Here is a 15,401-nt window from a genome sequence, read left to right as displayed (position 1 = left end):
GCGAGATGCCAATATGCAAACATTAAACACAACAATAGTTAACGTGAAACCACTTCACTCTCAAATCATCAATATTCTTGGTTTAAGCAGTATTGCTATTGGTACTAGCATGGCTTTGTTCAGTGCTAATACCAATGCCGCTGAGCCATTCAATGCCTGTCCTACCGAAGCATTTATTATTCAAACGCCAGCAGGCATTCCAAAAACCTTTGGAGTTGAACTTGGTACCGGTAGTTATTCGGTATTGTCGCCTGATATGGGACTGACCAAAGGATTTAATGGTGTTGGTTTCAGCTACACAGATAATTACCTTTATGGCTGGGATTATCAGCATGGCACTGTCGGTAAGGTGGGTGAAGATTACCAAGTTGAGCCACTAACGATCGTAAAAGACAGCTCAGCTGCTGCAGCGGGTAACTTCTACGTAGGTGATGTCGCCATCAATGAAAACGTTTGGTACGGCTACCGTAAAAACCAAGGCTTATTTACTGTGCCGTTAGATGGCAATAATCACCCAATGAACATTGTCCCAGGCAGTAAAACCAATGCCACTTACAACGTAACAGATTTTGCCTTTCATCCAAGCAACGGCTTTTTATACGCAGTGACTAACGGCAGTACAGGTAACTTACTCAAGATTGACCCCACAACAGGTGCCGCTGAAACCTTAGCAACCGTTATTACTAAAAGCAGTGGTAGCTTTACCTTTGGGGCGCAGTTTTTTGACCCCGATGGCAACCTTTATTTAAGTAACAACGGCGATGGCAATGTGTATAAGGTCAACGTTGAAAGTGATAACCCTACCGCAGAGTTGTTTTCATACGGGCCGTCATCTTCTTCAAATGATGGTGCTCGTTGTGCATTAGCAGAAGTGCCAGTGGGAGACAATGTTGATTTTGGTGATGCGCCAGACAGTTACGGTACCCTAATTGATTCAAATGGTGCCCGCCATAATATGGTTGCCGGCATGTCATTAGGCAGTGTTATTGATAATGAGTCCGACGGTTATCCTGCGCCGTTATCAGATGATGAAAGTGATGGTATTGATGATGACGATGGTATCAGCATGCCAACCGGTTTTGAAGTGGGTGAAGAGGCGGTGTTATTAATCACAGTAGAAGGGGATGGTGCTTATATTAACGGCTGGATTGATTGGGGCCAAGATGGTCAGTTTGATAGTGAAGACCAAGTGATTATTGCCCGCTCAGTGAGTAGCGGCACATCAACTGTGACGATTAACGTACCTAATTGGGCTAAAACTGGCGCAACCTGGTCACGTTTTCGTTTGAGCTCAGAGGCCAGCTTATTACCAACCGGTGGTGTCAGTGATGGTGAAGTGGAAGATTATCCAATCACTGTCACTGAAACCGGCATCACTATCAGCTATTACCCCTCATCGTCAGAATACACCACGTTAGCTTATGAGGATTTATACCCTTATCAAGGTGACTTTGATATGAACGATGTGGTTATGCAGTTACGTATTAGCCAATACAGTAAAAATGACATGGTTCGCCGCGTGGGCTTTGATGCGCAATTAGTGGCAATGGGCGCTTGGTATCACAATGGCTTTGCGGTGCAATTACATGATATTGGCCGCGGCAATGTGCAAGAGTCAGCCATTGAGTGGAGCGCCCAAGGGGTTAAGCAAACCCACTCACCACTTGAAGACGGGCAAACCAATGCGGTGCTGTTATTTACTGAAGACTTATGGCAACACGTCAGTGCGGGTAATGGCTGTCAATATTTCAGAACTGAACCGGGTTGCGGCACCCAATACCGCGCAACATGGCAAATGACAGTGCCGTTTGTTGATGCGGTACATGTTGATGATATGCCTGAGTTCCCCTATGACCCATTCATTTTTGCCACTCCAGGTACGGATCATAGCCTAGCGGCTAAGAATATTACTGATGGTAAAAACCCAGGACGTAAATTAGAGATCCATCTGAAAAACAAAGCACCAACCGATAAATTTGATACGCGATTTTTAGGGATGCATGACGATGCTTCAACGGCATCACAAGGGCACTATTTCCAAGACCAAAATGGTATGAGTTGGGCAATTGAGGTGCCTGATACATGGCAGCACCCTGCAGAGCTACAACGTGTTGATGCCGCTTATGTTGAGTTTATTGAGTTTGCTGCAGATGCCAGCGGTGAGACCAAACCTTATTGGTATTTGACCGCCACTGACTCGCTACTGTTTAAGGATTAACCCTGACAGTAATTAGTGTGAATTTAATCAATCAATTTAAGCAAGAAATGGAATTTTAAGGTGAATATTATGAATACATTAACTCAAACTCAAGTGGCAGCAAATACGTTATTAACAGCGAAGAATGCCATTAACACAGGCATGAAAACAGGCATTAACACGGCTTGTAACACAGGCACTAAAATAGGGACTAAAAGAGCCACTAGCCTAGCCATGGCTCTATCATTAAGCTTTTTAACAGCCTGTGGCGGCGGTGGTGGCGATGATAGCTCGCCTGCACCAGCAACGACGCCTGCGGTGACAACACCTGCGACATCAACACCAGATACCACGACAGATACAACACCAGAGACAACGACACCTGAGACGCCAACGGAACCTGAAACACCTACAGAGCCAGAAACGCCGCCAGCAACCTCAATTGATGACTTGGTGGTTGATGCCGATTTTGATCTACAAGCGGCGTTTACTTTAAGCATTGATGTGCAGCTAGCATCAAGTAAGCGTGGTTACTTTTCATTGTGTGACGATTATCAGCAAAATGGCACCCAAGTGAGCGTGAACTTTGAATCTTGCTTATTACGTGGCGCCCTTGATGAAGGCGCATTATCTGAAGAGTTATTGGTGGCCAACCATCAACGAGCATTAATGGCAGTGGTATGGTTTTATGATGGCAGTGAGCCTATCTATCAGCAGTGGAGTCATAGCTTAACCAATGACCCACAAGTCTTAGTGATTAACTAATATTCAAATAATCAATCGTATTTCAATCTTATGCCTTGTTAGCCAGATACTGCTGACAAGGCATTTTTATTTTTGATTAACAGCCTGCTTAAATGCGCGAGTTATTGGATAGCGATATTTTCTCAGTTGTCATTGTGAGCTGACTTAACTGATAATAGCGCCATTAACAGATTAAAAGAGCGCACCATGAGCATTGAAAGAATTGAAACTAAAACCCGTATGAGCCGGATTGTCAAACATAACGGCACCATCTATTTATGTGGTCAAGTTTGCCAAGATGCTACCAAAGATATCACTGAACAAACTCAAACAATGTTGGATAAAGTCGAAGCACTATTACTGCAAGCAGGCAGTGATAAAAAGCATATGTTATCGGCAACCATTTACGTAAAAGATATGGCTTACTTTGCTGAAATGAACGCGGTGTGGGATGCATGGGTTATTGAAGGTTACGCCCCTGCTCGAGCTTGTGTTGCCGCTAAAATGGCCCGTGAGGCATTATTGGTTGAAATCTCGGTAGTGGCCGCTGAGATTGCTTAAATTGCTACGCAGTGGTTTTAGTTCAGCCCGCTACTTAGCTCGCAAGTCATCACAATAAAATCCCCATAAAGAATCCGTTACAGTTCCTAGTCGCAGCCGCCTAGGAACTGGTATACTTCCAGCTTGATTTTTGGGAGGACCAATGGACGTATCATCATTATTAGACGGCCTAAACGCAAAGCAGCGTGAAGCAGTGGGCGCACCGCTTTCAAGCATGTTAGTTTTAGCTGGAGCAGGCAGTGGTAAAACTCGGGTATTAACCCATCGTATTGCTTGGCTTATGCAGGTCGAACAACAAAGTCCATACTCTATCCTTGCGGTAACCTTTACCAATAAAGCCGCGGCAGAAATGCGTGAGCGGGTTGAGAAAGTGGTTGGCAGTAACATGGGCCGTATGTGGATTGGTACTTTCCACGGTTTAGCCCATCGTTTGCTGCGCACTCACTTTAAAGATGCCAATTTACCCCAAAGCTTCCAAATTATTGATTCTGACGATCAGTTACGTTTATTAAAACGTATTCTTAAAAGTCTCAATTTAGATGACAAGCAATATCCGCCGCGTCAGTGCCAAGGTTACATTAATGGCAAAAAAGACCAAGGCTTACGCCCAAAGCATATCGATGCGGGTGGCTTTCCTATTGAGCAAAACTTATTAAACATCTATAAAATTTATCAAGAATCTTGCGACCGAGCTGGCCTTGTTGATTTTGCTGAAATTTTATTGCGCGCCCATGAATTATGGCTCAATAAACCCCATGTATTAGCCCATTATCAAGAACGCTTTAAGCATATCTTGGTGGACGAATTCCAAGATACCAACGCCATTCAATATGCGTGGATCCGAGTGCTGGCAGGCAAAGAAGCCAATGTGATGATTGTTGGCGATGACGATCAATCTATTTACGGCTGGCGCGGTGCCCAAGTTGAGAATCTACATAAATTCTTAACCGATTTCCCAGGTTCCACCACGGTTAAGCTGGAGCAAAACTATCGCTCCACAGCCAATATCCTTAATGCGTCCAATGATCTAATTGCCAACAACCCTGAGCGTTTAGGTAAAAAACTGTGGACTGAAGACGATGCGGGTGAGCCTATTGCGGTTTATTGCGCCTTTAATGAAATGGATGAAGCGCGCTTTATTGTTGGCAAAATGGCTGAGTGGCAAAATAACGGCGGCAAGTTAGAAGAGTGTGCCATTTTATACCGCTCCAATGCCCAGTCGCGAGTATTAGAAGAAGCCTTACTCCATAAAGGGCTAGCTTACCGAATTTACGGTGGCCTGCGTTTCTTCGAGCGCCAAGAGATTAAAGATGCCATGGGTTATATGCGTCTTATCAATAATCAAAATGATGATGCTGCTTTTGAACGGGTGGTTAACACCCCAACTCGCGGTATTGGTAATCGTACCCTTGATATCATTCGCTCAACCGCACGTCAGCAAGAAATGACTATGTGGCAGGCAAGCTTGCGCTTAATTGAAGAAAAAGTCCTTACTGGCCGCGCTGCCAATGCCGTGAATGGCTTTATGGATTTAGTGATTGGCATGCGCACTGATACTGCCGATATGAGTCTATATGGTATGGCCGACAAGGTCATTGACCGTTCAGGGCTACGGGCTATGTACGAAGCCGAAAAAGGCGAAAAAGCCCAATCACGAGTCGAAAACTTAAATGAGCTGGTCACCGCTGCCCGCAGTTTTGAAATGCCAGAAGAACTTGAAGATATGGGCGAGCTAAATGCCTTTTTATCTCACGCAGCATTAGAAGCGGGCGAAGGCCAAGCAGACAAGTTTACCGATGCCGTGCAGCTAATGACCTTGCATTCAGCTAAAGGCTTGGAGTTCCCAGTGGTGTTTATGGCTGGGGTTGAGGAAGGTATTTTTCCAAGTAAAATGGCATTAGATGAAGGTGATCGTTTAGATGAAGAACGCCGTCTTTGTTATGTAGGCATGACTCGTGCGATGCAAAAATTGTATATCAGTTATGCTGAGTCACGCCGCATTTATGGCCGTGAGGACTATGCCAGTCCATCGCGTTTTATTGGTGAAATCCCCAGCCAGTATGTTGAAGAAATTCGCATGAAAGCGTCAGTGTCAGCGCCTAAAATGAGCAGCCGTTTTAATGTGCCAAGACAATCTATTGCCAATGACAGTGGCTTTAAAGTGGGTCAAAAAGTAAAACACTTTAAATTTGGCCAAGGCATAGTGACAGATTTTGAAGGCACAGCAGATAAAGCGCGTGTTCAAGTCAGTTTTACAGACTTTGGTAGCAAATGGTTACTGGTTTCATTGGCAAAACTTGAAGCGTGTTAGGGTAATTTTTTACTAGAGCGGACATAATTCTAAGCGAAATAATAAAGTCACTCGTGGGTTATGCGAGATGACAAATAAGAAGTGATACAACTTCAACTGCAGGAGTGAAGTAAACCATGTCAGCAGTCTCATGGACGTTACAACAAAAAATATCGGTTTATAAACGCTTAACGCGCCTTGATAGGCCCATTGGTACCTTGTTGCTAATGTGGCCGTGTTTAATGGCGTTATTGCTTGCAGCGGGTGGCATGCCTGATGTGAAGGTGTTGATCATCTTTATGCTAGGGGTGGTCGTTATGCGTGCTTGTGGTTGCGTGATTAACGACTTTGCAGATCGAAAACTTGATGCCCATGTTGAGCGCACTAAGATGCGGCCTTTAGCCTCAGGTGAAATCAGCAGTAAGGAAGCGCTGATATTATTTGTGGTGATGGCATTAATCGCGTTTAGCTTAGTATTATTTTTAAATCCGCTAGTGGTAAAACTATCGGTTGTCGGCATTATCTTAACCATCATGTACCCGTTTATGAAACGGGTAACCAATATGCCGCAAATGTTTTTAGGCATAGTGTGGAGCTGGTCAATTCCTATGGCCTACGCTGCGCAGCTAGGTTATGTGCCCATGGAAGCTTGGTGGTTATTTGTTGCCAATTGGTGTTGGACGGTAGCTTACGACACCATGTATGCCATGGTTGATAGAGATGATGACTTAAAAGTCGGCATTAAATCCACAGCCATTTTATTTGGCCGATACGACCGCCAATGGATTGCCGCGTTTCAGTTAGCGGCCCTAGGGTGTTTTATTATGGCCGGTTGGTCAGCGGAACGTGGGTTATTGTATGGCATTGGCATTAGCACCTTTATTGCTTTTAGCAGTTATCAGCAATGGCTTATTTATGGTCGCGAACGCGCGCCATGTTTTAAGGCTTTTCTAAATAATAACTGGGCCGGATTTGCTTTATTTATGGCATTGAGCGCAGATTATTTATTTTCTTCAATAAGTGCGTAGAATAGGGCGAAAAATTACATCAACAAGGATAGCTGATGACCATTTCTCGCTTTATGATACTTTTTCGCAGTATCGTATGCTGTAGCCTCTTTTTAAGCGCGGTGCCCGCCGCGTTTGCAAGCTTTACCATACCGAATACCACAGTGGTTGAGGTAGAGGATAGCGATCGCACCTATAATCTTTATATCAAACTGCCCAATAGCTATAACCAAATTGATAAGCTAAAAAGCTATCCGGTTATTTATATGACTGATGCTGTGTACAGCTTGCAAGTGGTCTCGGGTGTGACTCGTTTGTCTATGGACCGTACTGATATGCAGCAGGCTATTTTAGTGGCAGTATCAGGACAGCAAGGCCGCAGTCCCGCAGCAAGTCGTATGCGTGATTACACCCCGTCAGTTGATACTAACAGAACCCAAGCCACCGGTGAGGCCCAGCGCCACATGCAGTTGTTTGCCAATAAAATTATCCCTTATATGAATCAGCATTATCGCACTCAGCCATGGCAAAACACCTATGTTGGCCATGCGTTAGGGGGCTTGTTTGGCGCCTATATCTTACGTAATAAGCCCGCATTATTTAATAACTATGTACTGGCGAGTCCGCCATTTTGGTTTGATAACCAGCAGTTACTAAAGCAATTTCGCGAGCCGGAATTTATCACTAAATCAATAAATGCCAATGTATTTATTGGTGTCGGAGAGTTAGAAACGGCAGAAAACAGCGAGTTTGGGCAAGATATGGTGGCAGATGCCAAGTCATTTTATCAGCTGCTACAACAAAAAAATCGCTTAACTGCAGCTAATGGTTCAGGTATCAATGCCAAGTTAATGCTAATGCCTGTAGCCAATCACAGTATGGCGTTTCCGATGTCGGCGATCTATGGCTTAGACTGGCTGTTTGATGCTAAAACGGGGGTTAGTGGTCACTGATTAGGCGCAATAATGGTTCTATCAAAAAATAAGACATTTAAGCAATAAACCTATGTCATAAACATAAGCCATAAACATAAGCCATAAACATAAGCCATAAACATAAGTTATAAACATAATTTTAAGTTATAGAACAATAACAAGGATTGTTATATGAGACTCATAGTTAAGTACCGACTGCTGTTTTTAGCCTTTGCGATAGTACTGTTTACTATTGGCGTGCAGTTAACCCCAGAATCCCTAGCGACTGCTAATGACGAGTTAAGACTAAGCCTTATCGCTATCGGCTACTTTGGCTTAATACCGTTGGCATATTGGTACTGCATTATCAAAAAAGGCAGCCAGAAATGGTGGAAGCTGATTATTATTTTAAGTACCAGCAGCTTGGTGGCGAGGCTGAGCTTTCCGGCAGATATCGCCGACTATTTTGAGTTTGTAGCTTGGTTAAAGTACCCCATTATTGGGGTGTTGTTGATCATTGAATCATTTCTGGTTTTCACTATCATTCGCGGTTTGTTGAAGGTCAGAAAGGTCAAGGGCGACCCCCGAGTGAGTGCGGTTGAGGTGTACGCAGATGAAGATGAAAAGGCTTTGTCTATCGCCTTCATCGTCGCTGGAGAGCCGACTAACTGGTATTACGCTATCCCATGGTTTTCACGCAATCACCCCACTGCCATTAGCCACATTAAGTTATTGAGTGCCAAGCCTTGGCATTTGTTATTAATGCTTATCGGTTGTTTAACTAGCTGTGTTGCCAGCTATATGATTTTGGTTAACTGGAGTGAGTTAGCGGCGATTATTGTTCCTTCAATCATCAGTTTAACCTTGGTAATGCTGGTGGCTAATTACCGTATATCACGCCACTATTCACTTTATATAATCCGCGATAGATTAGTGGTTAATAATGCTATTTGGGGTTTTATGGCGATCGATATTAACGAGATTGAAACGGTTGCAGTGAATCAAGCAACCAAAAAGGTTGTCGATGACGAACTATCAATAGGGCGAGGTGAGCAGACTAATCTCACTATCCGTTTTAAAACGCCACAATGGTATTTTGGTGGATTAGGGCAGTTAGTTGAAAAGCTGACTGTGGTGCATATTAATGTGGCTGAACCTGAAAAGGTGGTCGCGGCACTAACTGATATTGAGCAGTCTGAAGCGGCTTAAAAATTCATATTTACACTAAACGTAACCCATAAAAAAATGCGTCCACTGTGGACGCATTTTTTGGTTAACAACTGATTTAGTGGTTGTTTAGTTTTTTACTAATTTTTCGAGATCAGCTGGGCGGTAATAAACGGATTTTAATACCTTACCTTGGCGAACCACTTTACCGGCCATTTCAACATCTTTAGCGCATTTAGCGATGATGAATTCACCCTTAGTGCTGCCCACGATTTCAACACCTTGTTTAGCATAGTGAGCAATGGTTTCATTCAGCTCTTGCTCATTGCGACACACTTTACTCATGTTGCTAGAGTGAACTTCATCCCAGCATTCAATGAAGTTAACTTCACGGTTTTTAGCAACAGACAGTAATAAATCAATTAAATAACTAATTTCTAGACGGTCGCTGACTTTTGCTGCACCTAAGTGGACTAGACGGCCCATTAATACGTAAACAGAGTCAACGATGGCATCAGCTTGTTCAACGCGGCAATCCGCTTCAGCAAGCTCTGTGAGCTCTTCAATGATAAGTGAAGTGTGCAGGGTATCGGCTTTGTCATCTAGACTTGATGCATTTTCGATAGGTAAATCAAAGGTGCTACGAAACTCTCTGATATCACGATATAAATGGTCATAAATGGGTTGGTCTAATACAGATAACTTCATTATTTATTAAGCCTAGAAAGTAGTAAATAGGCGAATATGGTAATGAATTGACAGGGCTTGTTCAAGATAAACGGCGGCCCAATTGCACAGGGACACCGTTTGTGAATAAAAAAAACCGCCTAGGATGAATCAGGGATGTTAGGCGGAGGTTAATAGACAACCTTTTGTGATGATGAAACTTTCAAATTAATTATCGATGGGCGTATTTTTCAATCAGACCATCTAAATAAGGTTGGATACCTTCATCTGTCCAATCAATGTATCCACGAACAAAGCCGACTAGGTTTCCTTTGCCGTCTAAAATAAAGCTAGCAGGCAGTAAATCTGCAGGCATGATGTAATCAACATTCTTGTCAGGATCAATCCAAGTCGCGTAATTATCAAAACCATGTTGTTCGAAAAAGGGTTTTATATCATCTGGATTTTCATCAATAGAAATTGGCACAAGTGCAAAGTCTTTATCTTGATTTCGCTCTTTAATTGCCTGCATCGCTGGGATTTCTTTGATACACGGTGCACACCAAGTTGCCCATAAGTTCACCATGACTAGCTTGCCGTGGTGTTGTGCTAGGTTGACCTTGTTTTGTTGCTGATCGCTAAAGTCAATGTCTTGAATTTTGCGCGCATTTCGCAGCTCAACAAAACGCGACATCACCATAGGTTTCTCTATTTGTTCACCCGTTTCATAGACTTTCACATCCACAGGCTTTGCAGCAGCATTAAAAGTAACGCAGCCAGTTAAAAGCAGTAACGTGATTGGCATTAATTTATTCATATTCATTCTCGTTTAAATGGAGTTTAATTGGCGTTTGGGGTTGTTTAATAATCCAAGCGATACCACCGATTATTGTGAAAAAAAACAACCCAATTGGGATGAGCCATAAAGCTAACGTGCCTGAGTGCAGGCTAGGTTGATAGCGGATTCGTTCGCCGAAACGGGCTACCATAAAATCAATGATTTCTTGTTTGGATTGACCCTGATCGAGTTTTTGAAATATGTGCCCTTTAAGCTCGTTTGCTATTTGGGTTTCCGAATCAAATAAACTGCGATTATCAGATGCTGGGCAGCGCAGTTCTTGGGCAATTTCAAAACCAAGTTGACGTTTTTCATCAGCAGAATAATTTCGGTGGGATAATGCCTCAGAAGCCGTGACATTTTGCACGCTAAATATCAATAACACGGTTAATATGGCCACTGAAATAGGGCTGAACATGCGGTGGAGCATTCGATAGAATGGGGTCATGAGGTTGCCTCCTCTAGTCGAGATGTTTTCTGATCATTAGTGCGACATGGTGAGTGTTTTGATGCAGTGCTGTCACGGCAAGCTATGACAACCCATACGCCTGCTAACATCATCAAGATTGCGCCAATCCATAACCAATTCACCATAGGTTTGTAACTGATACGCACTAAATACTCTGTGTCGTTGAGCTGGTTGCCCATTGAGACATATAAATCTTTACCTAAGGTTGAATAGACTCCTGCTGCAGACATCTGCATGCCGTTAGTTTTAAAGGTTTGACGTTGCGGGTAGGCATAACCTACCGTCGTTTCTTCCTCATCCATAATACGAATGTTGGCTTGTAGCGCATCGTAACTGTTGGTTGAAACTTGCTGGGTGTTTTCAAATACGAAGGTATAACCTGCTAGTGTTCGCCCTTGATTAGGGCCCATGCTCAACACTTCTTCTTGCTCAAGGTTTGATACAACAGAGCCTGCAAAAATAGCCACTGCGACGCCAAGATGAGCGACACACATAGCATAAAATCGACGAGTCTGTGTTATTGAACTGGTATGAAGTTGATGCTGGATCATGGCAATGATCAATGTGAGCACTAACCAAGTCACAGACATTAAACCGATGAAGAACCAAGCATTTGCTTGTTCAAATGAGTTGTTGATGATTGCTGCTAATACGATTGAGATACCTAGCAAAAACGCAGGCACTTTCAGATTCTTAGCGCTATCTTGTTGCCAACGCAGTAGAGGGGCTAGCCCCATTAATAAGCTGAGTAGTACCAGGATAGGGACAAAAATACTGTTGAAATAAGGAGCGCCTACAGAGATGGTGACGCCAGTAATAACTCGGTAAATAATCGGATAGTAACTACCTAGTAGTACCGATAAAGCTGCAATAACCAGTAACAAGTTGCCGATTAATATCAAGCTATTGCGTGAAATTAAGGCAAACTTATCGGTAGATTGTATATATTGAGCCCGAGTGGCAAAAAGTGCTAAGGCGCTACCAGAAAACAGTACCAACAATAGCAGTATTGACATACCACGAGTTGGATCCGCAGCAAATGCATGAACGGATTGCACCACACCTGAGCGTACGATAAAAGTGCCCAGTAAGCTTAATGAGAATGCTAAAATAGCCAGAAACAAGGTGAGCTTTTTACATTGTCCGAAGCGTCCAGTCATCACCACTGAGTGGACTAATGCAGTGGCAACTAGCCAAGGAATAAAAGAGGCATTTTCAACCGGGTCCCAAAACCACCAACCACCCCAGCCTAGTTCGTTATATGCCCACCAAGAACCAAACGCATTACCCCCTGTTAAGAAAACCCACGCCCAAATAGCCCAAGGACGTAAATAGCGCGCATGCTGTTGTGTGAACTGTTTTCCCATGAGTGCAGCAACTGCCGCAGCGAAGCACACCGTGAGACCAACGTAACCTAGAAATAATAACGGTGGATGAATAATTAAGCCGATGTTTTGCAAGATAGGGTTGAGGTCTCGACCTTCGATAGGGAAGTTGGGTAATAACCTAACAAATGGGTTTGAGGTGAAAATGATGAATAAACTAAAGCCACAGATCACAGCTGCTAGCACTGAAATTGTTCGGATAAAGAAAGCATGATCAGCTTCATTGTTATGAGTATTGGCAATAATAACCGTCCATAACGCGATAGCACTCACCCAAAATAACATTGAGCCTTCGTGGCTGCCCCAGATAGCAGCGACTTTATAGAAAGTGGCTAACTGAGTATTAGAGTGATCAGCGACATAGGCTACTGAAAAATCATTGCTAATAAAGCTAATAGCTAAACAAATAATCGCACCTAAAAAAGCACTAATCATCATATTACTGATAGGGCGATAATAGCTAATTAAATAAGCATTACGCTTATATAAACCCACCATAGGAATAACGGCTAATAATAATGATAACGCAGCGGCTATTATTAACAGTAAATGTCCAATCTCTGGAATCATATTATTACCTATATATTGTGTGGAGGGGTTGATAATTAATATCAAATAAACCTATTTTGTTAATGAGAAAGTTATATCAATATTAATTAGACGTTTTGTTGTCTTTAAACGACTTGTTTCTATCGACTTATATCATCAATTAAATAAGAAGCAACTGAAGGTTATCTATGTTGAGGATATTTTTCTGTGAGGTTGATCTTAATAATTTTGCTAATTTTAATATTGAGATATTTTTATTTTGTAAAAAACATATTTATGATTTTTCATAGATAAAAAAAATGGCATTTTTATATAAAAAATAAAATAAAAATACAATTATATTGTTGTTTTTATTGGTTAATATTGTTTTTAGGTTTTGTTAGGTCTGAGGCGTTTTATGATGTGATCTAGATCAACAAATCATTGGTTTTTATCTTTAAACTTAGTCTTGCTCAAATTAATTATATCGCTAGCTGAACTGCCAGGTTCGACTGCAACATATAAAATAATGATGATTAGGAGTGGGACAATGAAACAGGCTAAATACAAGATAGCAGCACTAAGTGTGCTAGTTTGTCTTGGCATTGTTGGCAATGCAACAGCTGCTGGTGGCAAGTATAATAGTTTGCCAGAAATGGGTAAGACAGCACAGAAAGTTATTTCAAATCCAAATGGAGATGAAGAATCAAAAGGCGTTAAAACGCTACAAGATTATATTGTTCAAGAAAAAGAACTTTTTGATTATTTATTCCAGAACCATCCAGTATTTAAATACCATGAAGAAGGTAACTTAGTGGGTGATTACCACATTAGTGATCGTGGTGAAGAGTATTTAGATACAGGTAATAGCCCTAAATATAGCAAACGTGTGGGTCGTCCAAGCGCTGTTCAATATCGTTTAGGTGCTAAATCAATTCTTGATTATCCAAACAAGTTTGTTGGACCTGAAAAATGTGGTGAATGTCATGCTGTTCAATACGAAGCATGGAATCGTTCTCGTCACTCTAAAACAATTCGTTTCCCTGGTGAACATCCAGAAGTGGATAACGATTTGAACAAGACCATGTACAACACCAAAGATACCTCTATTTTGGCTGATGGTATTACGCCTGACATGATCTACGCAACTGTGGGTACACCACGTACTAAATACGGCTTCATTGATGCATGGTTAGTCCGTGGTACTTACCATATTCGTGACGGCTTATTGAGAGATGGCAGCGGTAAAATGGTCGCTGGTGGTAACCAATTCTCACGTGGTTGGGCTGAATGGTTAACGCCTGAAATGGCTGCCAAAATTAACGCAGTTATCCCAGAATTTCCTGAAACTAACGATGGTAAAGCATTTGGTCCAAGTGGTTCTCACCAAGTGGGCATGAGCTCATACGGTGCGAAGTATGAAAAAGAAATGTTGTTCCAACCTGCAAGCTCTTACTGTGAAGTGTGTCATAGCTTCAAGTTCGACTTCGAAACTAAAGATGAATACTTAGCTGCTTTAGGTGACCCTAAAAAACTACAAGAACATACCATTTCTAAAGGTATTGCTTGTGAAGAATGTCACGGAGCAGGTGGTCATCTCGATGGTGGTAATGGCGGCGGAATGCCTTCGAATTGTGAACGTTGTCACCAACGTTTTAACTTCGTTGATGAGCTAGCTGATACTGAAGAAGGCCAAGATAAACTTGAGTATGCTTTTGGTGTGAAAATGAAGTCTGCATGTCCATCATGTGGTACTGAAGGTTCGCAAATGTTCGCTTCTATGCATTATGAAAAAGGCATGCGTTGTGCGACTTGTCATGATCCACATGAAGTTACAAGCAACGATTGGAAGTCTGGTTATACCAAACCGAAAATGAAGAAAGAGTGTTCTGACTGTCACGCAGCGCAAGCTGAAATCGCAGCAAACACTAAGACTCATAGCGACCAAAGCTGTACAAGTTGTCACATGCCTAACATGGGCAGTTGTGAAAACTTCACCGCAATGCAGTTCCCTGATCAAGCTGGTTTCGACGCGGTTCGTAAGTCGCACATGTGGAAGATTGAAATCGACCCAACTCAGAAGACATTGAACCCACCAGAAGGCAAACCTCGTGAATCTACTGTGAAAGGTTGGACTGTTGCGAAGAATGCTAATGGTAATAACTACTTAGATTTAATGTGGTCTTGTGCTCGTACTGCTATCTCTGATGATAATGTCGTTAATGGTAAAGGTTGTCACAGTCAGTTCCAATCAGAACTTGATCCAAGCCTACACTACGAAGATCAACAAGAGATCTACGGCGAAGTGATGAAGTTCCAAACGCCTATCAAAGAAACTTACGCTCAAGTTGTCGGCGCTCTTGACACTATCGACCAATTATTAGAAGTGACTAAGTTATCTGTTGAAGATAAATCACAAGTTCTTCTATTGGCTGATAAAGCACAAGATGCAGTGACGCTGCTTGAAAAAGATGGTTCTTGGGGTGTCCATGGTGCGCGTTATACCCATAAACGTATTGATGCAGCACTCACTTACGTGACTCAAGCTCAAGCCATTATTAATGGTAAAAAAATGTAAAACCCTAATGGCTACTCACGTATGTGAGTAGCCATTTTTTAATAACTCGGCGTCAGC

At 42.5% G+C, this 15,401-nt stretch carries 12 protein-coding genes; 8 read left to right on the top strand and 4 right to left on the bottom strand.

Features of this window, described 5'->3' with window-relative positions; translation table 11 throughout:
• Positions 1-13: 13 nt before the first annotated feature.
• The 7 genes from Q4591_RS08175 (at position 14) to Q4591_RS08145 (ending at position 8,922) form a co-directional block, all read left to right on the top strand.
• Positions 14-2,218 (top strand): LruC domain-containing protein, encoded by a 2,205-nt coding sequence (locus Q4591_RS08175; RefSeq protein ID WP_303460445.1) that lies wholly within the window; start codon positions 14-16, stop codon positions 2,216-2,218.
• A gap of 69 nt (positions 2,219-2,287) precedes the next feature.
• Complete coding sequence (locus Q4591_RS08170) at positions 2,288-2,962, top strand: hypothetical protein (RefSeq protein WP_241904105.1); 675 nt, start codon at positions 2,288-2,290, stop codon at positions 2,960-2,962.
• Between the two features lie 186 nt (positions 2,963-3,148).
• The gene (locus Q4591_RS08165) at positions 3,149-3,502 is read left to right on the top strand and encodes a RidA family protein (RefSeq protein ID WP_102436903.1); all 354 of its coding nucleotides are present in this window, start codon (positions 3,149-3,151) and stop codon (positions 3,500-3,502) included.
• 142 nt (positions 3,503-3,644) lie between these two features.
• Positions 3,645-5,813, top strand: a complete 2,169-nt coding sequence (uvrD, locus tag Q4591_RS08160; protein WP_102476511.1) for a DNA helicase II — start codon at positions 3,645-3,647, stop codon at positions 5,811-5,813.
• Between the two features lie 116 nt (positions 5,814-5,929).
• Complete coding sequence (ubiA, locus tag Q4591_RS08155; protein ID WP_102476510.1) at positions 5,930-6,820, top strand: 4-hydroxybenzoate octaprenyltransferase; 891 nt, start codon at positions 5,930-5,932, stop codon at positions 6,818-6,820.
• A 35-nt stretch (positions 6,821-6,855) separates the two neighbouring features.
• Positions 6,856-7,752 (top strand): alpha/beta hydrolase, encoded by an 897-nt coding sequence (locus tag Q4591_RS08150; RefSeq protein ID WP_102436897.1) that lies wholly within the window; start codon positions 6,856-6,858, stop codon positions 7,750-7,752.
• Positions 7,753-7,905: 153 nt separating this feature from the next.
• Positions 7,906-8,922: a hypothetical protein gene (locus Q4591_RS08145; RefSeq protein ID WP_303460443.1), complete on the top strand. Its 1,017-nt coding sequence runs from the start codon at positions 7,906-7,908 to the stop codon at positions 8,920-8,922.
• A gap of 87 nt (positions 8,923-9,009) precedes the next feature.
• On the opposite strand, the gene Q4591_RS08140 is transcribed toward Q4591_RS08145, so the two are convergent.
• The 4 genes from Q4591_RS08140 to Q4591_RS08125 all read right to left on the bottom strand — a co-directional run bounded on the left by Q4591_RS08140 (position 9,010) and on the right by Q4591_RS08125 (position 12,808).
• A complete protein-coding gene (locus tag Q4591_RS08140; RefSeq protein ID WP_303460441.1) occupies positions 9,010-9,588 on the bottom strand; it encodes a nucleoside triphosphate pyrophosphohydrolase family protein in 579 nt (192 codons plus the stop codon).
• Positions 9,589-9,778: 190 nt separating this feature from the next.
• Positions 9,779-10,363, bottom strand: coding sequence for a TlpA disulfide reductase family protein (locus Q4591_RS08135; protein ID WP_102436891.1), 585 nt, complete (start codon positions 10,361-10,363; stop codon positions 9,779-9,781).
• Positions 10,356-10,832, bottom strand: a complete 477-nt coding sequence (locus tag Q4591_RS08130; protein WP_241903470.1) for a cytochrome c-type biogenesis protein CcmH — start codon at positions 10,830-10,832, stop codon at positions 10,356-10,358. Before Q4591_RS08130 ends, Q4591_RS08135 begins: the two co-directional genes overlap by 8 nt.
• Positions 10,829-12,808 carry a heme lyase CcmF/NrfE family subunit gene (locus tag Q4591_RS08125; RefSeq protein WP_303460438.1) on the bottom strand — a complete coding sequence of 660 codons (1,980 nt, stop codon included), beginning with the start codon at positions 12,806-12,808 and terminating at the stop codon, positions 10,829-10,831. Before Q4591_RS08125 ends, Q4591_RS08130 begins: the two co-directional genes overlap by 4 nt.
• Positions 12,809-13,316: 508 nt before the next feature.
• On the opposite strand from Q4591_RS08125, the gene Q4591_RS08120 reads away from it, so the two are divergent.
• Positions 13,317-15,344 carry a cytochrome C gene (locus tag Q4591_RS08120; protein WP_303460435.1) on the top strand — a complete coding sequence of 676 codons (2,028 nt, stop codon included), beginning with the start codon at positions 13,317-13,319 and terminating at the stop codon, positions 15,342-15,344.
• Positions 15,345-15,401 lie beyond the last annotated feature (57 nt).

Origin of the sequence: Shewanella sp. 3_MG-2023, from assembly GCF_030548765.1 — a bacterium.
GTDB lineage: Bacteria > Pseudomonadota > Gammaproteobacteria > Enterobacterales > Shewanellaceae > Shewanella.
This window is presented reverse-complemented; position numbering and strand designations above follow the sequence as displayed.